22 protein-coding genes are annotated in these 22,812 nt (G+C 67.8%); 9 read left to right on the forward strand and 13 right to left on the reverse strand.

Features of this window, described 5'->3' with window-relative positions:
• Positions 1–6 precede the first annotated feature (6 nt).
• On the forward strand, positions 7–1,527 hold the full coding sequence (locus ACIA58_RS38250) for an amidohydrolase family protein (RefSeq protein ID WP_396408768.1): 1,521 nt from the start codon (positions 7–9) through the stop codon (positions 1,525–1,527).
• Here the strand turns inward: ACIA58_RS38250 and ACIA58_RS38255 are convergent.
• Genes ACIA58_RS38255 through ACIA58_RS38290 form a run of 8 tightly spaced genes read right to left on the reverse strand, consistent with a single transcriptional unit; the run spans position 1,463 to position 7,948 of the window.
• A complete protein-coding gene (locus ACIA58_RS38255; protein WP_396408769.1) occupies positions 1,463–1,852 on the reverse strand; it encodes an ArsR/SmtB family transcription factor in 390 nt (129 codons plus the stop codon). The genes ACIA58_RS38250 and ACIA58_RS38255 overlap by 65 nt on opposite strands.
• Positions 1,849–2,049 (reverse strand): iron dependent repressor, metal binding and dimerization domain protein, encoded by a 201-nt coding sequence (locus tag ACIA58_RS38260; RefSeq protein WP_396408770.1) that lies wholly within the window; start codon positions 2,047–2,049, stop codon positions 1,849–1,851. The genes ACIA58_RS38255 and ACIA58_RS38260 overlap by 4 nt, the downstream gene beginning before the upstream one ends.
• Positions 2,050–2,059: 10 nt before the next feature.
• Complete coding sequence (groL, locus tag ACIA58_RS38265) at positions 2,060–3,709, reverse strand: chaperonin GroEL (RefSeq protein ID WP_396408771.1); 1,650 nt, start codon at positions 3,707–3,709, stop codon at positions 2,060–2,062.
• Positions 3,710–3,733: 24 nt separating this feature from the next.
• Positions 3,734–4,759, reverse strand: a complete 1,026-nt coding sequence (locus ACIA58_RS38270) for an NAD(P)-dependent alcohol dehydrogenase (RefSeq protein WP_396408772.1) — start codon at positions 4,757–4,759, stop codon at positions 3,734–3,736.
• A complete protein-coding gene (locus ACIA58_RS38275) occupies positions 4,756–5,490 on the reverse strand; it encodes an iron-sulfur cluster assembly protein (RefSeq protein ID WP_396408773.1) in 735 nt (244 codons plus the stop codon). The genes ACIA58_RS38270 and ACIA58_RS38275 overlap by 4 nt, the downstream gene beginning before the upstream one ends.
• Positions 5,487–6,506, reverse strand: coding sequence for an amidohydrolase family protein (locus ACIA58_RS38280; protein WP_396408774.1), 1,020 nt, complete (start codon positions 6,504–6,506; stop codon positions 5,487–5,489). The genes ACIA58_RS38275 and ACIA58_RS38280 overlap by 4 nt, the downstream gene beginning before the upstream one ends.
• Before the next feature lie 6 nt (positions 6,507–6,512).
• Positions 6,513–6,848, reverse strand: coding sequence for a propane 2-monooxygenase effector subunit MimD (gene mimD / locus ACIA58_RS38285; protein WP_329006053.1), 336 nt, complete (start codon positions 6,846–6,848; stop codon positions 6,513–6,515).
• A gap of 2 nt (positions 6,849–6,850) precedes the next feature.
• Positions 6,851–7,948, reverse strand: a complete 1,098-nt coding sequence (locus ACIA58_RS38290; RefSeq protein ID WP_396408775.1) for an aromatic/alkene monooxygenase hydroxylase subunit beta — start codon at positions 7,946–7,948, stop codon at positions 6,851–6,853.
• Positions 7,949–8,016: 68 nt separating this feature from the next.
• On the opposite strand from ACIA58_RS38290, the gene ACIA58_RS38295 reads away from it, so the two are divergent.
• Positions 8,017–9,243, forward strand: a complete 1,227-nt coding sequence (locus ACIA58_RS38295; protein WP_396408776.1) for an RNA-guided endonuclease InsQ/TnpB family protein — start codon at positions 8,017–8,019, stop codon at positions 9,241–9,243.
• Between the two features lie 39 nt (positions 9,244–9,282).
• Here ACIA58_RS38295 and ACIA58_RS38300 read toward each other — a convergent pair whose 3' ends face one another.
• A complete protein-coding gene (locus ACIA58_RS38300; protein ID WP_396408777.1) occupies positions 9,283–10,323 on the reverse strand; it encodes an FAD-binding oxidoreductase in 1,041 nt (346 codons plus the stop codon).
• 10 nt (positions 10,324–10,333) lie between these two features.
• Positions 10,334–11,980, reverse strand: coding sequence for a hypothetical protein (locus ACIA58_RS38305; RefSeq protein ID WP_396408778.1), 1,647 nt, complete (start codon positions 11,978–11,980; stop codon positions 10,334–10,336).
• Positions 11,981–12,107: 127 nt separating this feature from the next.
• Here ACIA58_RS38305 and ACIA58_RS38310 point away from each other — a divergent pair, with 127 nt between their 5' ends.
• The 5 genes from ACIA58_RS38310 (at position 12,108) to ACIA58_RS38330 (ending at position 17,340) form a co-directional block, all read left to right on the forward strand.
• A complete protein-coding gene (locus ACIA58_RS38310; protein WP_396408779.1) occupies positions 12,108–13,814 on the forward strand; it encodes a sigma-54-dependent Fis family transcriptional regulator in 1,707 nt (568 codons plus the stop codon).
• 142 nt (positions 13,815–13,956) lie between these two features.
• The gene (locus tag ACIA58_RS38315; RefSeq protein WP_396408780.1) at positions 13,957–14,718 is read left to right on the forward strand and encodes an amino acid ABC transporter ATP-binding protein; all 762 of its coding nucleotides are present in this window, start codon (positions 13,957–13,959) and stop codon (positions 14,716–14,718) included.
• A 50-nt stretch (positions 14,719–14,768) separates the two neighbouring features.
• Positions 14,769–15,692 carry a glutamate ABC transporter substrate-binding protein gene (locus ACIA58_RS38320; RefSeq protein WP_396408781.1) on the forward strand — a complete coding sequence of 308 codons (924 nt, stop codon included), beginning with the start codon at positions 14,769–14,771 and terminating at the stop codon, positions 15,690–15,692.
• Positions 15,693–15,823: 131 nt separating this feature from the next.
• On the forward strand, positions 15,824–16,471 hold the full coding sequence (locus ACIA58_RS38325; protein ID WP_396408782.1) for an amino acid ABC transporter permease: 648 nt from the start codon (positions 15,824–15,826) through the stop codon (positions 16,469–16,471).
• Positions 16,471–17,340, forward strand: a complete 870-nt coding sequence (locus ACIA58_RS38330; RefSeq protein WP_396408783.1) for an amino acid ABC transporter permease — start codon at positions 16,471–16,473, stop codon at positions 17,338–17,340. Before ACIA58_RS38325 ends, ACIA58_RS38330 begins: the two co-directional genes overlap by 1 nt.
• On the opposite strand, the gene ACIA58_RS38335 is transcribed toward ACIA58_RS38330, so the two are convergent.
• Complete coding sequence (locus tag ACIA58_RS38335; protein WP_396408784.1) at positions 17,337–18,005, reverse strand: TetR/AcrR family transcriptional regulator C-terminal domain-containing protein; 669 nt, start codon at positions 18,003–18,005, stop codon at positions 17,337–17,339. The genes ACIA58_RS38330 and ACIA58_RS38335 overlap by 4 nt on opposite strands.
• Before the next feature lie 72 nt (positions 18,006–18,077).
• On the opposite strand from ACIA58_RS38335, the gene ACIA58_RS38340 reads away from it, so the two are divergent.
• The gene (locus ACIA58_RS38340; RefSeq protein ID WP_396408785.1) at positions 18,078–19,508 is read left to right on the forward strand and encodes an FAD-dependent monooxygenase; all 1,431 of its coding nucleotides are present in this window, start codon (positions 18,078–18,080) and stop codon (positions 19,506–19,508) included.
• On the opposite strand, the gene ACIA58_RS38345 is transcribed toward ACIA58_RS38340, so the two are convergent.
• Entirely contained in the window at positions 19,492–20,781 is a 1,290-nt protein-coding gene (locus ACIA58_RS38345) for an aspartate aminotransferase family protein (protein WP_396408786.1), read from the reverse strand. The genes ACIA58_RS38340 and ACIA58_RS38345 overlap by 17 nt on opposite strands.
• Positions 20,782–20,857: 76 nt before the next feature.
• On the opposite strand from ACIA58_RS38345, the gene ACIA58_RS38350 reads away from it, so the two are divergent.
• Positions 20,858–21,940: an LOG family protein gene (locus ACIA58_RS38350; RefSeq protein ID WP_396409290.1), complete on the forward strand. Its 1,083-nt coding sequence runs from the start codon at positions 20,858–20,860 to the stop codon at positions 21,938–21,940.
• Here ACIA58_RS38350 and pdxY read toward each other — a convergent pair.
• Complete coding sequence (gene pdxY / locus ACIA58_RS38355; RefSeq protein WP_396408787.1) at positions 21,937–22,788, reverse strand: pyridoxal kinase PdxY; 852 nt, start codon at positions 22,786–22,788, stop codon at positions 21,937–21,939. The genes ACIA58_RS38350 and pdxY overlap by 4 nt on opposite strands.
• Positions 22,789–22,812 lie beyond the last annotated feature (24 nt).

Consider the following 22,812-nt stretch of genomic DNA (forward strand, 5'->3'; position numbering starts at 1 on the left):
AGGGGCATGAACAGTTCTCGCCGTCAGTTCCTCGCCCGTACCGCCGCCGGAGCCGCCGTCCTCGCTGGTGGGACCTTCGCCACGACGACCGCCTCGGCGCTTGTGAAGCCAACGAAGATCACCGCGCTGACCAACGTCACCGTCATCGATGTCGCCACCGGTCGCCGCCACCGGAACCAGACCGTCCTGATCAGCGGCGAACGCATCATCGGAGTCGGCCGGATCCCGGTTCCCCGCGGCGCCGCCGAGTTCGACCTCACCGGCAAGTACGTCATCCCCGGCCTGGCCGACATGCACGTCCACAGCCTCGGCGACGAGCACGTCTCGCCGCCGCTGTACCTCGCCAACGGGCTGACCACGGTCCGCGAGATGGCCGCCCCCGACCCGACGGTCTACGACTGGCGCGACCGGATCGAGGCCGGCACGCTGCTCGGTCCGCGGATGGTCGTGGCCAGCCCGATCATCGACGGGGACCCGACGCTCTGGGACCCGAACCTGCTGCACGTCCTGGTCGTATCCGATGCCGCCGAGGCACGTGCCGCCGTACGCCAGAGCAAGGCCGGCGGCGCCGACTTCATCAAGGTGTACTCGCGCCTGAACAAGGAGTCGTACGCCGCGATCATCGACGAGGCCCGCAAACAGAGTCTGACCGTCCACGGTCATGGGCCGGACGAGCTCACCTCGCAGGAGGTCAGCAACGCCGGCCAGCGCAGCATCGAGCACATCCACTCGCTCGGCCTGAACGTCTCCACCCGGGAGGCCGAGGTACGGCGGATGGTGCGGGCGATCACGGTGCAGACCGGCGACTACAACTCCTGGTTCCGGCAGATGCACGCGATCGAGTGGATCGCCGCGAACACCTACAGCCCGGCCCGCGCCGCCGATGTGTTCGGCACGCTGCGGCGCAACCGCACCCGGGTCACGCCGACGCTGACCATGCACAACGTGCTCGACCAGATCGACTACACGCAGCTCGACCCCAGCCTCAAGAAGTACCTCAGCGAGGACTCGATCGGCACGTACGACTACGTCGTGCAGACCATGTACGGCGCCAACCGCACCGCCGAGGAGATCTCCCACCAGAAGCAGATGTGGGCCTGGCGGCAGCGATTCGTCCGGGAGTTGTTCGACCACGACGTACCGATCATGGCCGGCACCGACACGGGCGCTCCGTACTCCGTGCCCGGGTTCGCACTGCACGACGAGCTGGAGCACCTGGTCGGCGCCGGAGCAACGCCGCGTCAGGCGCTGTACGCCGCGACCGTGGAGCCGGCCAAGTTCCTCGGACTGTCGGCGGACCTCGGCTCGGTGGAAGCGCGGAAGATCGCAGACCTCGTCGTACTCGACGCCGACCCGCTGATCGACATCCGCAACAGCCGCAAGATCCATACCGTGGTGACCCGCGGACGGGTCATCTCCCCCGCGCAACGCCGGCGGATGCTCGCCGATGTGGAGGCCGCCGTCAAGGCGCCGCCCGCGGCGACGGCACTCGCAGCCGGCGGCTGCTGCGGCCGATCCAACCACTGAGCGCCCTCCGGGGCGGATCCGGCGCGAGCGTGCCGTCTGGCGCGACATGCTCGAAGATCTGCTCGACGAGGGCTACGACGTGGGGGTCGTCGACGGTATAGAACTGCCGGCGACCCTCGCGTCGTGCGCTGACCAGTCCGGCCAGGCGGAGCTTGGCCAGGTGCTGGCTCGCCGTCGGCACGCTGACACCCACCCTGGCGGCCAGCGTGCCGACGTCGTACTCGCCACCACTCGCCAACGCGACCAGGTGCAGTCGGACCGGCGCCAGCAACAAGCCGAAAGTCCTGGCCGCGGTGGCGAGTTGTGGCGAGGTCGGCTCGATCATGCGCCCGCACGAGCCTTCGCCTGGATCGGCTCCCCGAACGGGTCACGGACCGGGAACCCGAGCGCCGCGTCGATCAGCTCCTCGAGCCGGTCGCTCAACCCGGGCTCGAGGAGGAGCGCCTCCCCGTGCACCTCGTCCAGCGGTACGCCGAGGACTCGGTACAGGAACGTCTCCAGGAGTTGGTGCCGTCGGTTCATGGCCGTCCCCTCAATAGATGTTCGACGGGCGGACCATGCCCTCGGCGAGATCGCCGAAGCCGGGCGCCATGATCGCGCCGGGGTTGCCGAGGATCTCCTCGACGACCGCGGTCTCCGTGGTGAGGATCAGAGCCGCGATCGAGGCCGCGCTCTCCAGCGCCGCCCGGGTGACCTTGAGCGGATCGATCACGGCATCCTCGACGAGATCGCCGTACTGGCCGGTGAGCGCGTTGAAACCGTGCCCGGCCGGCAGGGACGCGACCCGCGCCACCACCTCGTCGCCGTCGTACCCGGCGTTGATCGCGATCCAGCGCAGCGGTTCCGGCAGCGCGCGGCGTACAACCTCGCGCCCGATCGCCTCGTCGCCAGACAGCTCCAGCTCCGAGAGCGCGGCCTGCGCCTGCACCAGAACAGTCCCGCCGCCGGCCACGATGCCTTCTTCGAGCGCAGCGCGGGTCGCGGCCAGCGAGTCCTCGACGCGCAGCATCCGTTCCTTCAGCTCGACACTCGTCGCTCCGCCGACCCGGATCACCGCGACCTTGCCGGCCAGCCGCGCCATCCGCAGCTGCAGGCTGTCCTGGTCGGCGTCGATCTTGGCCCGCTCGAACTGCTTCTCCAGCTGAGAGATCCGCGCCTCCACCAGCGACGCGTCCCCGTGCCCACCGACGATCGTGGTGGTGTCCTCGGTGATCGTGATCCGGTCACACGTGCCGAGGTGCTCGCGGGTCACGTCGGTCAGGTCGAGCCCGGTGTCCTTCGCGATCACCGCACCGCCGAGCGCGGTCGCGAGATCCTCCAGCTCGGCGATCCGCCGATGGCCGAACCCGGGCGCCCGTACGACGACCGACCGCATCGTGTTGTGCATGTTGCCGCCGACAAGCAGTTGCAGCGCCGGCCCGTCGACCTCCTCGGCGAGCACCACGAGCGGACGGTCCGCGCGCTGCGCCACCTCGAGGGTCGGCATGATCTCCTGCACCTGCGTGATCTTCTTGTTGGTCAGCAGGATCAGCGGGTGGTCGTAGACGGTCTCCATCCGCTCCCGGTCGGTGACCATGTACGCCGACACGTAGCCGTGGTCGAACTCGATGCCGTCGACGACCTCCACCGACATCCCGAGCGTGTCCGACTCCTCCGTGGTGACGACGCCGTTGCGGCCGACCCAGTCGACCGCGTCCGCGATCACCGTGCCGATCACCTCGTCGTCACTGGCCGCCAGGGTCGCGATGTGCTGCAGTTGCTCGCGGCCACGAACCTCGACCGCCCGGCTGCGCAACGCCTCGACCACCACCGGGACCGTCCGCTCGATGCCGCGGCGTACCCGCATCGGGTTGGCGCCCGCGTCGACCTCGCGCAGGCCTTCGCGCACCATCGCCTGGGCCAGCACGGTGGCCGTGGTGGTGCCGTCGCCGACGACGCCGTTGGTCTTCATCGCGACTTCCTTGACCAGCTGCGCGCCCATGTTCGCGAAGGGTTCGCGCAGCTGGATCTCGCGGGCGATGGTGACGCCGTCGTTGGTGATCGTCGGCGGGCCGGTGAGCTTCTCCAGCACCGCGTTGCGGCCCTTGGGCCCGAGTGTCACCTTGATCGCGTCGGCCAGCGCGTTGACGCCGGACTCGAGCAACCGCCGGGCGTCGGTGTTGAACCGCAGTTCCTTCGCCATGGTCTGCCTCCTGCCAGAGAATTGTTAGGGGATGAGGATCGCCCGGCCGCGGACCTGGCCGCGGTCGAGGTCGTCGAGGGCCTGCTGGAAGTCCTCCAGCGGGTACTTCGTGGTGTGCAGCGCGACCTTGCCCTGCGCCGCGAGCTCCATCAGGTCCTGCAGGTCGTTGTACGACCCGACCAGGTTGCCGATGAAGTTGATCTCGGTGGAGATCACGTCGATGGTCGGCACGTCGAGGTTCTCGCCGTACCCGACCACGTAGTAGTTGCCGGCCCGGCGGAGCATCTCGATCCCGTCGGCGGTGGCGCCGCCCTCGCCGACGAAGTCGATCACCGCTTCTGCGCCGTGCCGTCCGGTCAGGGCCCGGACCTGCTCCACATGGGTGCCGTCAGCAACGATTCCGTGATCGGCGCCGATCTCGACGGCCAGGTCGACCGCGGCCTGGTTGCGATCGACGACGACCAGGGTCGCGGCCGAGATCGCCTTCATCACCTGGATCCCGATGTGGCCGAGGCCGCCCGCGCCGATCAGCACGCAGACGGCTCCCGGCCGCAGTGCCCGCGCCGCCTTCGCCGCAGCGTGGTACGCGGTCAGCCCGGCGTCCGCAAGGGCGGCGACGTCCGCCGGCTCCAGCGAGTCGTCGATCCGGACGACGCTGCGTGCCGTCGTACGGAGGTAGTCGGCGTACCCGCCGTCGGTGTCGATGCCCGGGAACGCCGACGCCTCGCAGTGCACGTCGTCGCCGGACCGGCAGGCCCGGCAGAGTCCGCAGGTGATCAGCGGGTGCAGGATCACCTTGTCGCCGGCGGCGACGTTCGTGACGGCGTCACCGATCGCGTGCACCCAGCCGGCGTTCTCGTGGCCGATCGTGTACGGCAGCATGACACCGCTCTTCTCGGCCCACTGCCCTTCGAGGATGTGCAGGTCTGTCCGGCAGACGCCGGCGCCGCCGATCCGGACGACCACGTCGAGCGGCCCGGTGATCTTCGGTTCGGGTACGTCGTTCAGCTGCAGGTTGCGGTGGTAGCCGGTGACCTGGACGGCCCTCATTTCTTCCTCCTGGTGTTGGTGATCCGGGTTGTCATCGGCTCCTCGTCGTACCGGGTGGCCAGTAGTCCCCGGCAGAAGTGCGCGTTGCCCTCGACGGAGATCCGGACCGCCTTCGCGAACCGCAACCGCACCGGTGCCGCATCCGGCGGGACGGGTACGCCGTCGTCGTCGACGAGGACCAGGTCCTCCGGCCGGATCCCGAGCCCGATGTCGGTACGGCGACGGAGCAGGGCGTCCTTCTGCGGACCGCCGGGCAGGTGCCAGAGCGTGAGCCCCGGCAACTGCTCGATGGTCTTGCCGGTGGACCGGAGCAGCGCCATCACGCACCGCTCCATCGCCGCCGTGTGCGCCTTGCGCTGGAAGGTCCGCCGCAGTTCGTCGAGGTCCTGATCGGCCTCGGACCCGAACGTGCCGACGTAGCCCGCGTTCGCGGCCAGGCCGGCGTTGATCTTGTCCGAGTCGTGGTGATCGTCGAGCAGCACGCTCACCGCGCCCACGCCCGGCACCCGACGCAGGGCGTCAACTGCGTCGGATGCCATCAGGTAAGCGAAGTTGGGCGCGCAGAACGAGGTCGGCAGCCGCAGGTGCACGGTCACGCCGACATCGTCGATCAGGACCGACCGGACGAATCCGAGGTCGGTGATCGGCTGGTCCAGCTCGGGATCGATGACGGTCGCCAGCGCCGCGACGACCTCGGCCTCCAGCTCCAGCGACGCAGCGACCGCGATCATGACGCCACTGCTTCTTCCGTCGACCCGACGGCGGCCGGAAGCCGCAGTTCCTCGGGTACGTGGAGGTCGTACAGCGCCGCCGCGTTCAGCCCGAGGATCTTCTTCTTCTGGGCCGTCGTGATCGGCGCGTACTCGGTCTGGTCCGCCGGGATCTGGAAGTCGACGAACTGCTCGACCAGCCACTTCGGCGTCCAGAGTGCGTAGTCGGAGGAGAACAGGATCCGGTCCTCGCCGATCCAGTAGAGCAGTTCGCCGATGATCTGTGCGAAGTACCCCGGCCGGCTGTGGATGAACGGCATCGCGACCGCGAGACCGCCGTACACGTTGGGCTCCTGGGTGGCGATCCAGCAGAAGTCCTCGAGTCGCGGCAGGCCGACGTGCTCGACGATGAAGTTCAGGTCGGTGTAGTCGGTCGCCACCTGGTCGATGTCGGCGACGTCGAAGGCGTCCCGGTCCAGGGGCCTGATGGTGGGGCCCTTGTGGACGTGGATGTTCTTGATACCGAGCTTGAGGCACTCCTCGAGATAGCGCCGCGACCACTTGCTGTCGAGCTTGTACCCGCGGGAGTCGCCGTTCCATTCGGCCGTGTAGAGCTTGACGCCCTTCAGGCCCATCCGGTCGGCGTCCTTGCGGAGCTGCTCGAGGCCGGCCTCTTCGTGGCGTGGGTCCCACGCGTGGTTGTAGGTCAGCTTGTCCGGGTGCGCCTTGGTCAGCGCGAGGGCGTCCTCGGTCTGGCCGAAACCCCGCTTGTAGAAGTCGCTCAGGATCGCGGGCTGGAAGATCGCGTGATCGACGTACCCGTCCTCGAAGAGGTCCTTCAGCAAGCGCTGCTCGCCGTAGTAGGTGTAGGTGTCGTAGTCCCACACGACCTCGGCCGGACTGAGGTTCTTGTGGTAGTCGTAGAAGCAGTCGATGAACTGCTTGCCGTGGATGTTGCGCTGGTTGTCCGGGCGCGCGTCCCACAACGCGATGTGCGCGTCGCAGATGTAGTACTTCTCACCGTTCTTCTCGTACATGCGCGCTCACTTCGTGGTGAGGTCGAAGCCGATGTACTCGGCGGCGTCCTCGGGGCTGGCGAACAGGATGGTCTTGTCGTCCAGGTGCACCATCCGGCCGTAGTGGGTGGACGAGATCTCCTCGAACACCGACCCGTCGAACTCCATCCCGAGCGCGTCGGACAGCTCGGCGTAGTCGAAGTCGAGGAGCCCGGTGCCGTCGACCCGGATCATCGACGGGTACTCCGTCAGCTCTACGCCGTCCTTGGCGCCCATCACCTGGGCGACGACGCGGCCGATCGGGGTGTTCATCAAGGTCACGCCGGTCTTGTTGGAGAACTCGGCATCAGATCCGAACTGCATGCTCACTGGTCCAGCTCCTTCGGAGTGTCTAGCCCGAGGTCCTCGAGCAGGGAACGGAATTTCTGGGTGGCCGCGGCCAGGCTGTCCGCGAACGTGACGGACTTCTCGGCCGGCTGTGACCAGATCGGCTGCAGGGCATGCGCGGCGTCGAGGCAGCGCGGTACCCAGGTCGCGAGCCACTCGCCGAACAGCGCCTTGTTGCTCTCGCCGAACTCCGGGTCGCGGGTCAGCAGCCGGAAGAGGTTGCGGCTGTACGAGAGGTCGCGGTCGTAGTCGTGCTCGCCGGTGCCCACGATGGTCGGCGTGATGTAGTCGCCGTTGCGGGCCGCGATCTGCATCACCAGCTCGGTCCGGAACAGCGACCCGACCAGCTGCTCGAAGACGATGTTGGTGGCGAACAGCAGCTCACACCAGTCGCCCACGGCGGTCAGTCGCTCGACCACCTCGCGCGTCGGCTGCCACTCCGGCGCGCTCTTCCAGACCTCCTTGTGCGCCGAGCCGTCGAACGGTACGTCGGCCTCGGACAGGTCCAGGTTGAACAGGGCGAGGTCCTGGGCGAACCGCATCTTGTGCGCAGCGTTCACGGCGACCGCGGTGTTGATCATGTTGGTCGGGCCGGAGCGCTGGATGCTGGTGAAGACGTGCAGGGCGAGCCCGTTCTCGGCGTGCATCCAGGCGCCGAGGTTGCGCTCGACGAACTTCAGCCAGGCCGGGTTCCAGGCGTCGTACGCCCTGGCCCGCTTGGCGTTCTGCAGGCCGAGGTCGACCTGCCGGACGACCGCGGAGTTGTTCCGGTAGATCGTCTGGTTCCACTCCTCGTTCGGGTCGAGGAACGCGTGCCAGTTCGAGGACTTCGCGGCGGTCCACTCCTTCGGGTAGCCGCCGGGGCCGTTGCCGAAGCCGTAGATCCAGCCCTGGCTCAGGTGCCGGTCCGGGTCCGGCTGTACGTCGACCGTCACGTCCTCGTACATCGTCGCGCGCAGCTTGGCCGGCTTGTAGTAGTTGTACGAGCGGCTCTGCGAGCTCGGGAACTCCAGCGCGCCGGCCTCGGAGTCGGTGAACTCTATGCTCGGGAAACTGCGGTACTTGGTCTCTGTCATCAGGTCTGTTGGGAAACCCCGTCCTACAGGGCGGGGAGGAACCCCAACTGCCTCCCTTCAAGTGAAGAATGTCGGTGCCGTCTGGTTGGTTAGGTGTTGTGTCCCGCTACCGCCTCGCACCAACTCCGGCCCAGGTGTCTGGGCTGCAGGAGCACTGCAGGCATGCGCGATACATGTGGAACCTGGGCTTGGAGCAACGGTTGATGTGGCGGCGGGGCCGGCCCGCAACTCCGGGGTATGTGGCGCAATCGGCGCAACTGACCGATGCCCGTGCGGCAGAGCCGTGGTTGCGGTCTGGGTCGCAGACCGTGCAGCAGCAGGCGCTGCGCGATCTCGACCGGGCGTGGCGCAACTTTTACGCAGGAGCCCACGGCCGCCCTACGTGGCGCAGAGAAAACGTGCATGAGGGGTTTCGGATCGTCGGACCGGTGGCCCAGCGAGTGGAGACGTTGAACCAGAAGTGGGCCCGGGTCCTGATACCCAAGGTCGGATGGATAAAATTCCGGCTGTCCCGGAGGCTGCCGGACGCGAAGTCGTATCGCGTCTCGTGTGACCGGGCAGGGCGTTGGCACATCGCGTTCGCGGCAGTCCCCGAACCCATCCAGGCACCTGGAACGGGCGACGTAGTCGGTGTTGATCGTGGAGTTTCCGTGTCCGCGGCCTTGTCGACCGGCGAACTGCTGACCTGCCCCAACCTGTCGCGGGGTGAACAGCGGCGAGTCAAGCATCTGCAACGCAAGCTCGCCAAGGCGCAGGCAGGCAGCAACCGGCGCGGGAAGATTCGGGCCTCGCTTGCGCGATTCAAGGCCCGGGAGGCCGACCGGCGGAAGAACTGGGTCGAGCAGATGACCACCGACCTCGTTCGACGGTTTGACGTGATCGGTGTCGAAGATTTGCGGATTCGTGGCATGACGAATTCCGCGCGAGGCACCCGCGATGTGCCGGGCCGCAACGTGCGGCAGAAGGCTGTGCTCAATCGGGGAATCCTTGCCCAAGGCTGGGGTCTGCTCGTTCAGCGTCTGGAGCACAAGGCGCCAAGCCGGGTCGAGCGAGTCAAGCCCGCTTATACGTCGCAGACCTGCAGCGCTTGTGGGCATGTCGCGCCGGAGAACCGTGAGAGCCAAGCGGTGTTCCGGTGTGTCGCCTGCCGGTACGAGGCCAACGCCGACGTGAATGCCGCCGTCAACATCGCACAGAACGTCGCGGCCGGACGGGCCGTGAATGCACGCGGAGAGACCGCGGTACTGGGCTCTGAGAAGCGTGAACCTCAACTCGCACCTCCAATCGTGGCGTAGTTGGAATCCCCCGGCCCGCTGGCGGGGGAGGACGTCAACTCAGGCTCCATCGGTAGCTGGGCTGGTGAACTTGTCGTAGAAGACCTGGTCCTTGGGCACGTTGTTTGCCTCGAGCAATGTCAGGGCCGCGTCGACCATCGGCGGCGGGCCGCACAGGTAGACCTCGCTGCGGTGCAGCTCGGCCTCGCGCCGTTCGACGATCTCCGTGACGTTGCCCTCCTCCACCTGGAGCCCGCCAGAGCCATCCGAGTCCTGAGCCGACTCGGACAAGCAGGCGATGAACTCGAAGCCGGCCAACTCCGCGCCGAGCTCCTCGATCGCCTCCAGGTAGAACAGGTCGGCCGCCGTCCGCGCGCCGTAGTAGAAGCGGACGGGACGCGTGCTGCCGGTCTCCTTCAGGTGCCGCAGGATCGACAGGATGGGCGCCATCCCCGCCCCGCCGGCCACGCAGACCACGGGCAGGACGTGGCCGTCCTTCAAGGTCGACGAGCCGTACGGCCCCGTCATGGACAGCTCGTCGCCGACCGCCAGGCCGTCGTCGAGCAGGCCGGAGAACCGGCCGCCGGGGTACTTCTTGATCAGGAACTCGATCTCGCCGGATGGTGTCGTCGCCATCGAGAACGAGCGGTGTTCGTCGGTGCCGGGGATGGTCAGGTCGACGTACTGCCCCGGCTTGAAGTCGAACTGCTCGGCGGGTTCCAGCCGCAGCGACACGATGTCGCGGGTGACCGGTTCGATCGCCGCGACCCGCGTCCCCACGGTCCGGATGGGGATGCCGCCGAGCAGTTCGTCCTCGTCGAAGTTGAGCAGCTCGATCGTGCAGTCGCTGTACGCGTGCGCCTTGCAGAGCAGCACGTAACCCTCGGCCACTTCCGCGTCGTTGCAGGCGAACGTCGAGTAACGCTCCATCTGGATGTCACCCTCGAGCAGGTACGACTTGCACGCCGAGCACTGCCCTTCCCGGCAGCCGTGCATCAGATGGATTCCCTGCCGGAACGCGGCGTCGAGGATCTTCTCCTCCTCGCCGACCTCCATCTCGATGCCGACCGGTTCGAACTGGATACGGTGCTTGTCGGCCACCGGGTCCTCCTCAGGCTGCCGTGTGGGTCGAGGCAGTTCCGTTGGCCTTGTAGGCCGCGATGTGAGCCTCGCGCTCGGCGTCGGACATCTCGTTCAGCAGCACGTTCGGGCTCATGAACGTGTTGCCCCGGACGTCGTCGAGGGTCCACAGCTTCTTCGGGTCGTCCAGGTCCAGGTGCGGCTGGCCGATCAGCGTCTTGCCGTCGTCACGGACGTACCCGAGGTCCTGGACGATGTCGGCCAGATCCTTGTTGTGGTGCAGGGTCTCCCACTCGCGGAAGCCGGTCAGGCGGCCCATGTTCGGGGTCGGCCGGCCGTCGTACTCGCCCCGGAACGCGACGGCGTCGGTCCAGTAGCAGGTCTCCGAGCAGTAGGTGCGCCACTGGTCGTCGACCTTCTCGGTGACCATGTCCTCGCGGATCAGCGCCGGCACCATGCAGGTCCAGCAGCGGTGCGGGTATTGGTACCCGACCTCTTCGAACGCGATCGGCTTGTTCTTGCCGGGGTAGGCGAGCCGGTTGTAGTTCTCCCACCACTTGCCGTACTTCGAGTACCAGCCTGGGTACTTCTCCTCGAACCACTCGAAGTCCTTGTCGGTCATCGCGTCGATCCGCCAGTAGTTCACCGGCCAGCCGGTGGCGAAGAACCGCGCGACCTCGTGCACGTAGCCCTTGTTGGTGATCCGGTTCCACGCCTCCTCGACCAGGTCGTGCGGAATCGTCAGGCCGTACTTCTCCAGCGGCAGCAGGTAGCTGCGGTAGTAGTCGTCGTAGATCCACCGGCGCCACATCTCCGCGTACGACTCCCGGTCCTTGCGGCGGTCCTTCGTGCCGTACTCGATGAAGGTGCCGATGGCCGCGTCCACGACGCAGTGGTTGTTCCACCACGCGTACCGCAGGTCGCGCTCCAGCAGCGGCCGGTTGCGCTCGTCGGCCAGCGCCATCAGCAGGATGGAGTACCCGTTGCTGATGTGCCGCGACTCGTCGGACTGGACCGAGTGGAACACCGTCGGCAACAGGTAGTCGCCGTTGGCAGCGGCCTCGTCGGGCATCGCGACGAACAGCGTGTTGGTGAACGCCGTCTCCGCGACCACCGTGAGGTAGATGTTCGCCGCGGTGATCGCGTCACCGGTGATGAACCCCTCGCCGAACTGCCGGCCGATGGTGCCCGCGTAGTTGTTCGCGAACGCCTTCTCGGTCATGTCGAAACCGGCCGGGTCGATGTAGTTGTTCATGTACAGGCGCTTGAGGTTCATCTGGATCGTCGAGTGCCTGACCTCGTCGATCATCTGCACCGCGAGCCCGTTGTGGATCTCGGGGTTCGGTACGGCGTCGATCGCCATCGGCATCGCCCGGGCCGCGGAGATCTCCGGGAACGGGATGATGCTGAGGAACAGCTTCTGCCACTCCAGCCAGCGCTGCTGCACCTGGCGGAACATGTTGCCGCGGATGGCGCCGTCCATGGCGCCGTACACGCGGTTGTCCTTCTCCTCCTCCATCGGGAAGTAGGACCGCATGATCTGCTTCAGCGGGTCCTTCTTGGGCGCCTTCTCGAACGTGTAGTCGGTGCCGAAGCGGGTCGCCGGGGTCGCGAACGTCGGTTCCCAGGACAACTCGGTGATCTTGGCGTGCGCCTTGGTAAGACTCTGCCTGCTCAATGTGGGCCTCCATCATCGGGGTTGATAGGAGATGAAAGCCGCCTGATGGACGTCTCCGTGTCTCAATGTGAGATGGCGGTCACAGCGGGGCGAGCTACCGTTGGTCGCAGTTCCGCTGGTGACGGACATGAAGGAGACCGCTATGGGCGCTGCACAGCCGGTCCGGGATCCGATCCGAGTGTCATGGGAGCGCTCACAGGCATCGCAGGTCGACGTGGACCGCCCGGCCCCGAAGTACTTCGACCGGATCGATCGCGAGACCACGCTGATCCGCGCGGCCCGGCCGGTGATCGACGCACTGTCGTCGGAGCTCCACAACGAGCCGGTCTGCATCATCCTGACCGACGCGAAGGGCGTGGTCCTGGACCGCCGCGGCGGCGACCCGTCCCTGCTCCGGCGCCTGGACTCCGTCGACCTCGCACCCGGGTTCCAGTACGCCGAATCGGCCGTCGGCACCAACGGGATCGGTACGGCGCTCGAAGTGGGCGGACCGATCCAGATCGACGGAGCCGAGCATTACAACGGCAAACTCCGGATGTTCTCGTGCGCCGGCGCCCCGATCACGCATCCGGTCACCGGCGGCCTGCTCGGCGTACTCGACATCACCACCCAGGCACGGAACTCGAACTCGATCCTGCTGTCGTTCGCCAAACTCGCCGCCCGCCGCATCCACGACCGCGTCGTCGAGGAGGCGAACGCGCTCGACCATGCCTTGCTGAGCGACTACTACGCGGCCTGCCGGCACAGTGGCGGGCCGGTGCTCGCGCTCGGCGACGAGGTGTTCATGATGAACGCCTACGCCCAGGCCCGGTTCGACGCGATCGACCAGGCGGCGCTGATCGACCGCACCCGGGACGCCCGCGGCGGGACCAAGCCGCTGGTGTTCATCACCGACCTGCCCAGCGGGACGACCGCGCGACTGGCCTACCGGCCGACGTTCCTCGGCGACACCTTGGCCGGCGGAGTCATCCAGATCAAGGAGCAACGAGCGCCGGTCCGCACTCCTCAGGTCGCCCGGGCCGCCTTGATTCCCGGGACGACCGGGACGAGTGCGGTCTGGCAGCACGTCACCCAGGAGCTGCTCGAGGCGTGCAACCGGTCCGAGTGGCTGATCGCCAACGGCGAAGCGGGGACGGGCAAGCTGACCATGCTGCGCGCAGTACGGCGGCACGTGGCGCCGGAGCGCCGGCTCGCCGTACTCGATCCCGAGGCGATGGGCGACGACCTGCTGACCGAGGCACGCGCCGAGCTGGAGTCCGGCGCCGACCTGATCATCCGGCGCGCGCACCTGCTGACCGGTGAGGTCCTCGACGGCCTGACCGAATTGCTGCAGAACGTCCGCGACGGCGCGATCGCCGGGGACGCGTGGGTGGCGCTCACGCTGCCGGCCGACCGGGCCGAGATCGCCGACGAGCTGCTCGCGTTCTTCCCCCGCACCATCGAGGTGCCGCCGCTGCGCCACCATGTCGAGGACGTCCCGGCCCTGGTCCGCTCGCTGCTGGCGAAGGCCGGCATCAACGGACTGGCCTTCTCCCCCGCGACCATGAACCAGCTGATGCGGCTGCCGTGGGCTGGCAACATCACCCACCTGCGCGCCGTCCTCACCGCGATCGCCCGGCGCCGCCGGTCCGGGGTGGTCGAGCTGGCCGACCTGCCGCCCGAGTGCAGGGCCACGACCCGCCGGCAGCTGACCGCCATCGAGGCCCTCGAGCGGGACGCGATCGTCGACGCGTTGTCGACGTACGACGGCGACAAGAAGGCCGCCGCGGGCGCGTTGGGAATGTCACGGGCGACGATCTACCGGAAGATCCGCGAGTACGGAATCGTCACCTGAGCGGGCAGGGCGCTCACAAACGAACAAACGCCAGCAATCCGTGACCGCCCGGCTACGGGCAGCCCGGGTTTATTGCAGATCGTTACCAAGGGGGTACCACCCGGGCCTGCGACCGCACCCCCGGCTCCAGTAGGTTCTGGCCATGAGCGATTCCGGCACTCTCACGAAAACCGGGTTGGTGGCACTGTCCGGTGTCAACAAACACTTCGGCGAACTGCACGTCCTGAAGGACATCGACCTGTCCATCCAGCAGGGCGAGGTCGTCGTCGTGATCGGCCCGTCCGGGTCCGGGAAGTCAACGCTCTGCCGCGCGATCAACCGGCTGGAACCGATCGACTCGGGCAGCATCCTGCTGGACGGCGAACCGCTGCCCAGCGAGGGCAAGGCCCTGGCCAAGCTGCGCGCCGACGTCGGCATGGTGTTCCAGTCGTTCAACCTGTTCGCGCACAAGACGATCCTGCAGAACGTCACCCTCGGCCCACTGAAGGTCCGCAAGGCGGATCCGAAGCAGGCCGAGAAGCGGGCGATGGAGCTGCTGGAGCGGGTGGGGGTGGCCAACCAGGCCTCGAAGTACCCGGCTCAGCTGTCCGGTGGCCAGCAGCAGCGCGTCGCGATCGCGCGGGCGCTGGCCATGGACCCCAAGGTCATCCTGTTCGACGAGCCCACCTCGGCGCTCGACCCGGAGATGATCCAGGAGGTCCTCGAGGTGATGATCGACCTGGCCAAGCAGGGCATGACGATGGTCGTGGTGACCCACGAGATGGGCTTCGCCCGCACCGCGGCGAACCGGGTGGTGTTCATGGCCGACGGCGAGATCGTCGAAGAGTCCGACCCGGAGACCTTCTTCACCAACCCCACCTCCCGGCGGGCCCAGGACTTCCTCGGCAAGATCCTGAAGCACTGAGCTCCCGCCCGCGGCTGTAGCTGTAGTAACCAACGAAGGGGAACCAGATCATGAGAATGCGCAACCTCGTCGCCACTCTCGGCGTCGGTGCGCTCGCGCTGACCGCTGTTGCCTGTGGCAAGGACGAGCCCGCCGCGAGCGGCGGCGGTGGCGGCAACGCCTCCGACTCCTGCGGCGAGCTGCACAAGTTCGACACCGCGAGCGGCGTGGACGTGGCCGGCAGCCCGACGTTCACCAAGATCAAGTCCGCCGGCAAGGTGACCGTCGGCGTCAAGGCCGACCAGCCGAACCTCGGCTACAAGGACGCCAACGGCAAGCGCTGCGGCTTCGACATCGAGATCGCCCGGATGGTCTCGGCCGGCCTCGGCATGGACCCGGACAAGATCGAGTACAAGGAGATCCCCTCGGCGAACCGGGAGACCGCGATCGCCGGCGGCGAGATCAACTACTACGTCGGGACCTACTCGATCACCGACAAGCGCAAGAAGCAGGTGTCGTTCGCCGGCCCGTACTTCATCGCCGGTCAGGACCTGCTGGTCCGCAAGGCCGACACCTCGATGGACGCCGGCAAGACCGCGCTGAAGGGCAAGAAGGTCTGCTCGGCGACCGGCTCGACCCCGATCCAGCGGGTCAAGGACGAGCAGCTCACCGAGGCCAGCAACATCTCCGAGTTCAAGACGTACTCCGAGTGCGTCTCGCAGCTGCTCGACCAGAAGGTCGACGCGCTCACCACCGACGACGCCATCCTCAAGGGCTACGCGGCCAGCGCGCCCGACGAGCTGCGCGTGGTCGGCAAGCCGTTCAGTGTGGAGAAGTACGGCATCGGCCTGCCGCTGGCCGACAAGGCGCTGCGCGACAAGGTGAACTCGATCCTGGAGACCTCGGCCTCCGACGGCACCTGGAAGAAGATCTACGACGAGACGCTCGGCAAGTCGGGTTCGGACTCGACCCCGCCGCCGCTCGAGAAGTACTGATCCTCGCAGCCGGCCGCGGCGTCCTGGACGGGCGCCGCGGCCGGGCTGTGTCGTTCGCTGTCACTAGCTGTCATCACCTGTCATCACCTGTCATCACCTGTCGTTACCTGTAAGGCAAGAGGAAGGTCGCGATGTTCTCGGTCCTCACCGACAACTGGCCGCTGTTCCGGGACGGCTTCTGGCTGACCATCAGGCTGTTCGTGGTGTCCGGCGTGCTCAGTCTGGTGCTCGGCACCATCCTGGGAGCGTTCCGGGTCTCCCCGGTGCCTGCCCTGCGCGGAGTCGGCACCGGCTACGTCAACGTCCTGCGGAACACGCCGCTCACGCTGGTCTTCGCGTTCCTGTTCTTCGGCTCGGCCAAGATGCACCTGTCCCTGCCGGACCCGTACTGGACCGCGGTCGGCGCGCTGACGATCTACACGTCCGCGTTCATCTGCGAGGTGGTCCGGTCGGGCGTCAACACGATCTCGCCGGGGCAGTCCGAGGCGGCACGCGCGGTCGGCATGTCGTTCCTGCAGGTGCTGACGATCGTCGTCCTGCCGCAGGCCTTCCGTGCGATCATCCCGCCGCTGATGAGCGTGCTGATCGCGTTGCTGAAGAACACCACCATCGCGGCCGGCTTCTCGGTCGCGGAGGCCGGCGCCATCCCGGCGGCGATGTCTGAGCGCGGTGAGAACCAGCTGCTCACGCTGCTGTGGATCACAATCGGGTTCCTGATCCTGATCGTGCCGCTGATCTTCCTGCAACGGTGGGCCGAACGACGGACGGCGGTGGCCTGATGAGCTCAGTCCTGTACGAGACCCCCGGGCCGCGCGCGAAGCTCCGGAACCGGATCTCGAACATCGTGGTCCTGCTGGTGCTGGCCGGCGTGATCGCCTGGCTGATCCACCGGATGTACGTATACGGCCAGTTCGAAGGACGGCTGTGGCGTCAGTTCCAGTACTCGTCGATCCAGCGGCAGCTGTTCGACGGCCTGCTGAACACGCTGAAGGCGGCCGGTCTCGCCGCCGTGCTGGCGATGCTCTTCGGTGCGGTGTTCGCCGCCGCGCGGATCAGTGACCGCAAGTGGATCCGGACGCCGGCGACCCTGATCGTCGAGCTGTTCCGCGCCATCCCGCTGCTGATCCTGATGTTCTACTTCTACTTCGGCAACATCCAGTTCAACCTGGGACTCGGCCCGTTCTGGGCGGTCGTCTTCGGTCTGACGCTCTACAACGGCTCAGTGCTCGCGGAGATCTTCCGGGCCGGCATCGCCGCCGTACCGAAGGGTCAGCGGGAGGCGGCGTACGCGGTCGGGCTGCGGAAGAACCAGGTGGTCCGGCTGGTGTTGTTGCCGCAGGCCATCAGTGCGATGCTGCCGGCGATCGTCAGCCAGCTGGTTGTACTGCTGAAGGACACCGCGCTCGGCTTCATCATCACCTACGGCGAGCTGCTGTACGTCGCCAAGCAGATGGGCGGCCGGCTCACGTACGGCTTCCCGTACATCCCGACGTACATCGTCACCGCGATCATCTACATCGGCCTGTGCTCGCTGCTGTCGCTGCTGGCCCGGTACCTCGAGGGCCGCTCGCGCCGCCGCCGCAAGATCACCGGCGCCCCACCGCCCTCCGCCGCAGAGGCAGCCACCTCGGCGGAAGCCCCGCTCTAATCTGAAGGCCTCTCCCCTGTTGCCGGGGAGGGGCCTTCTGCGTTGATCCCGGCCAGGATCGTGCGCAGGCCGTGCGCGAACTCCACGTCCGGATCGGCGCCGAAGACGTCGTTCACCATCCGCGCGGTCAGCGGGAAGCGCTCGGCGTCGACCTCTTTCGCGATCTCGTCGCTCCGGTACGGGTTGCCGTCGGGGTAGTCGACGCCGCTCTGCGCCTGCTCCTCGATCACGAAGCCGATCGTGTAGTTGAGCAGGACCGGGAAGACCCGGCCGGCCTCGCGCAGCGCGAACCCGGCATCCTCGAGCGTCCGCAGGGTCAGCTCGGTCACCCGCCACATCGCCTCGTCGCCGGCGTGCGTGCCGGCCAGCACCCGGGCACCGTCGCGGTACCGCAGCATCGTGCTGCGCAGCCGGCCGGCCAGCTCGACCAGCCAGTCCTGCCAGCTGATCCCCTGCCGCGGCGCCTCCACGCCGTCGACGGCCATGACGAACAGCGCCCGCGCCATCGCGTCGAGCAGTTCGCGCTTGTTCTTCACGTGCCAGTAGAGCGCCGGCGCCTGAACGCCGAGCGCGGTCGCCACTTTGCGCATGGTCAGCGCGTCGACGCCACCGTCGTCGAGCAGACCGAGAGCGGTGCCGGCAATGGTCCCGGGATCGAGCTTCACGTTGACACCTTAACAATGTTCTGCTCTCCTTAACATCATTAAGGAAAATTTAACGACGTTAAGGAGACGGTGATGGAGACGACGCAGGTGCTCATCGCGGGCGCCGGGCCGACCGGGCTGATGCTGGCGGGTGAGCTGCGGCTGGCCGGGATCGACGTACTGCTGGTCGACGGGCTGCCGGCCCGGACGGGCGAGTCGAGGGCCGGCGGCATCCACCCGCGGACGATCGAGCTGTTCGAGCAGCGGGGGTTGCTGGAGGAGGTGCTGGCTCACGGCCGCCCGTTGCAGGCCGGGCACTTCGCCGGTCTGGGGCTGGACTTCTCGGACCTTCCGACCCGGCACCCGCACACGCTCGCGATCATCCAGGCCGATGTCGAGCGCGTGCTCGAGCGCCACGCGACGGAGCTGGGCGCTGCGCCGCAGTGGGGGTCGCCGGTGACGGGACTTCGGCAGGACGCGACGGGTATCGAGGTCGAGCTCGGCGAGCGCACGGTTCGGTGCGAGTACCTGGTCGGGTGCGACGGTGGCCGCAGTACCGTCCGCAAGCTCGCGGGGATCAGGTTCGACGGCACGGGGCCGACCATGCTGGGCATGCTCGCCGATGTCGAGCTGGCCGATCCACCGGCCGGCAACGTGTTCTCCGAGCGGCGCGAGCTGGGCGACTTCTCGGCGCTCTCCTTCCAGCCTGGTTGGTGGCGGCTGATGGTCCAGCGGCACGACCGCGTCGTCGACCGTGGCTCGGAACCGAGCTACGAGGACTTCCGTGCGTCCTACCGCGAGGTCGCGGGCACCGACTTCGGGATGCACGGTCCGCGGTGGGTCTCGCAGTACGGCGACGCCGCCCGGCAGGCCGACCGGTACCGCGCCGGCCGGGTCCTGCTGGCCGGCGACGCGGCCCACATCCACTACCCGGCAGGCGGTCAGGGCTTGAACCTCGGCGTCCAGGACGCGATGAATCTCGGCTGGAAGCTCGGGACGGTACTGCGAGGTGAGGCCCCGGACGCGCTCCTCGACAGCTACGAGAGCGAGCGACACCCGATCGCCGCTCGCGTGCTGCACAACACCCGCGCGCAGACCGCGCTCGCCCGACCGGGCGCGCACAGCGAGGCGCTGCGGGAAACCTTCGCCGGCCTGATCGCGATCGACGAGGTCCGGTGGCGGCTGGCGCTGATGATCTCGGCCCTCGACATCCGGTACGACGTCAAGGGCGAGCACCCGCTGAACGGCCGCCGGATCCCCGACGCGAAGCTGCAGGACGGGCGTCGGGTCCATCAGCTCCTGAGCACCGGCCGCCCGTTGCTCCTGACCCTCGACGGCAGCCCGGCACCGGCGATCGACCGGATCGACTGCGTATCAGCTCGTGTGGCTGATTCATCGTGGGACGGCGACGTCCCGGCAGCGGTCCTGATCCGGCCCGACGGTTACGTGGCCTGGGCCGGATCGGACGATGCCGGGCTGACGGAGGCGCTGAGCACCTCGTTCGGAGTCAGCGCAGCGAGTTGAACGAGTCCCGGATGATCTCCAGGGCCTCGGCGGTCTCCTCCTCGGTGAGGGTCATCGGCGGGGCCATCCGGAGGACGTTGCCGTACAGGCCGCCCTTGCCCACCAGGAGGCCGCGGTTCTTGGTCTCCTGCTGGAGCTTGGCGGTGCTCGCGGCGTCCGGGGTGCGGTCGTCGGGGTTGACGATCTCGGCGGCCAGCATCAGGCCCTTGCCGCGGACGTCGCCGAGCTCGGGGTACTCGTCGGAGATCCCGCGCAGGCCGTCGACCAGCTGCGCGCCGCGCTTGGCCGCGTTCGCCTGCAGGTCCTTGTCCAGCAGGTAGTCGATGGTCGCCTTCGCCGCGCTGGTCGAGATCGGGTTGCCGCCGAACGTCGACAGCGAGTTCGCCTTGACGCTGTCCATCAGCTCGGCCTTGGCGACCACCCCGCCGATCGCGAACCCGTTGCCGAGCCCCTTCGCGAACGTCATCGCGTCCGGTACGACGCCGTGCGACTGGATGCCCCAGAAGTGGTCGCCGGTCCGGCCCCACCCGGTCTGCACCTCGTCGGAGATGAACAGGATCCCGTACTCGTCGAGGACCTCCTTGAAGGCGGCGTACAGCCCGTCAGGCGGCGACGAGAACCCGCCGACGCCCTGGATCGGCTCGGCGATCAGGCAGGCGACGTCACCGGCGGTCGTGGTCTCGATGACGTTGCGCAGGTCGTCGACGCAGACCTTGATGTACTCCGCGTCCGGCAGCTCGCGGAACGGGCTGCGGTACCGGTACGCGCCCTGCACGTACTGGACGTTCACCGGCGACAGGCTGCTCGCGGACCAGCCGCGGTTGCCGGTGATCGCGACCGTGCCGAACGCGCGGCCGTGGTACGAGTTCCGCATCGCCAGGACCTGGTTGGAACGGCGGTTCTGGGTGGCGAGCAGCAGGGCCGTCTCGTTCGCCTCGGTGCCGGAGTTGGCGAAGAACACCTTCGCGTCCGGGATGCCGGACAGCTCGGCGATCTGCTCGGCCAGCTCGATCTGCTTCCGGATCAGGTACACCGTCGAGGTGTGCGCGATCCCGGTGCCGAGCTGCTCACGGACGGCGTCCGAGATCTCCGCGATGTCGTACCCGATCGCGTTGGTCAGGATGCCGGCGAAGAAGTCGAGGTAGGTGTTGCCCTCACCGTCGGTGACCCGGCGGCCGGACCCCTGCACGATCTCGATCGGCTCCTCGTAGTACAACGCGAGCCAAGCCGGCATGACGGCCTTGTGACGCTCCCAGAGCTCCGCATGTGTCATGGGCCAAGCATTACACCGGTTCCCCGATAGCGCAGGTCTATGACAGGAGCTATGCCCTAGGGTGCTCTGCGTGACAATGCCGAGCATCCCGCACGTGGACATCGAGTCTCTGGACCACTTCGACCGGCTGCTCGCCACGGGGGCCACGGCGATGGCCGGCTGGCGGGTGCAGTCGGTGGATCTGACCCCGCGTACGGCGGAGCTGCTCGGGCTGAAGCCGATGGGCTCGCTGTTCCTCGGCTGCGCGCTGGAGGAGAAGGCGGACGCCTGGATCCGGGACGGCGGCGGACTGGTGTTCCCGGCCATCCCGGAGCTGCCGTTCGACGCGTACCGCGCCCGGCTGTACGACGCCGACGAGCTGTACGCCGGCCTGGAGCACGGGTACGACGCCACGCCGGACGCCCGGATCTACGCCTGGTCCCGCCAGCACGACGAGAAGGGCGACACCAGCCGGACTTTGGCCGCGGCCCTCCACGACCACGCCATCGCCGACGCACTCACCGAACTCCCCGAGGACAAGCCCTGGGTCGGCGTGATGGGCGGCCACGGCGTACTGCGGGGCAGTGACGACTACCGCTCCGCCGTACTGCTCGGACGGACACTCGCCCGCGCCGGCCGGATGGTCGTGACCGGCGGCGGTCCCGGGGCGATGGAAGCTGCCAACCTCGGCGCCTCGCTGGCGGCGTACGACGACGCCGCGCTGGAGAGCGCTCTCGCCGAGCTGGCCGCCGTACCGTCCTTCCGCCCCTCCATCGGAGCGTGGGCGTCCGCGGGCCTCGCTGTCCGGTCGCAGTACCCAGGTGACGGCGGCGTGTCCATCCCCACCTGGTTCTACGGCCACGAGCCGCCGAACGTGTTCGCCGGCGCCATCGCGAAGTACTTCTCGAACGCCCAGCGCGAAGACGTCCTCCTCGCCCGAGCCCACGGCGGCATCATCTACCTGACAGGCGCGGCCGGCACCGTCCAGGAGATCTTCCAGGCTGCCACCCCGAACTACTACGGCGACAAGGCCACCCAGATCCCCCTGATCCTGGTCGGCACCGACTACTGGACCGCTCAGCTCCCCGTGTGGCCACTCCTCCAGTCGCTGGCCACCAAGCACCCCATGCCGCTCCACCTGGTCGACACCATCGACCAGGCTGCCGGACTGGTGTGTTAGCCGACTTGGCGTGGCTTGAACTGCATCTGCGGGCTGGCGTACGCGTCCTGCGACTCGACAAGCTGTAGCTCGCGCTCACCTGACTCGTGGGTGCGGGTGAGCAGATCGAACACGCTGGAGGTCGTGCGCGCGAGAGCCTCCGCGAGATCGCCCGTTCCTCGGTAGTGCGCCGTGAAGAGCGCTGCCGTCACGTCGCCCGAGCCGTTCGCCTTCATCGGGATGTGCGGCGTCTGCACGAGCCAGGCGCCGCTGTCGTCGACGGCCAGCATCTCGATCGTGCCGTCCTCGCGGTCGGGACGCTCGACGCTGGTGACGAGGACCGTACGCGGACCGGTGGCGCGCACCAGCTCCACCGAGGCCAGCGTGGACTCGAGCGTGTCCGGCTCAGTGCCGGTCAGGAAGCCCAGTTCGAACTGGTTGGGCGTGATGATGTCGGCTGCCGGAACTACCCGGTCGCGCAGGAGCACGGGGATGGCGGGAGCGACGAAGCACCCGGACTTCGCGTTCCCCATCACGGGGTCGCACGAGTACACCGCCGCCGGGTTGGCCGCCTTCACCCGCTGTACCGTTTCGAGAATCACGTCGGCGATCCCCTCACCGCCCTGGTACCCGGACAGGACCACGTCGATCTGCGGAAGCACGCCGCGGTCCTCGATCCCCAGCAGAACCTCGCGCACGTTGTCCGGGCTGATCATCGGCCCACGCCACGCCCCGTAGCCGGTGTGGTTGGAGAAGTTCACCGTGTACACCGGCAGCACCTCCACACCGATGCGCTGCAACGGGAACACAGCTGCCGAGTTACCCACGTGCCCGTAGGCAACCGCTGACTGGATCGAGAGGATCTTCACCACCCGATCATCCCATCCGTCCCA

The sequence above is a fragment of the Kribbella sp. NPDC051586 genome, assembly GCF_044453965.1.
Classification (GTDB): Bacteria; Actinomycetota; Actinomycetes; order Propionibacteriales; family Kribbellaceae; genus Kribbella.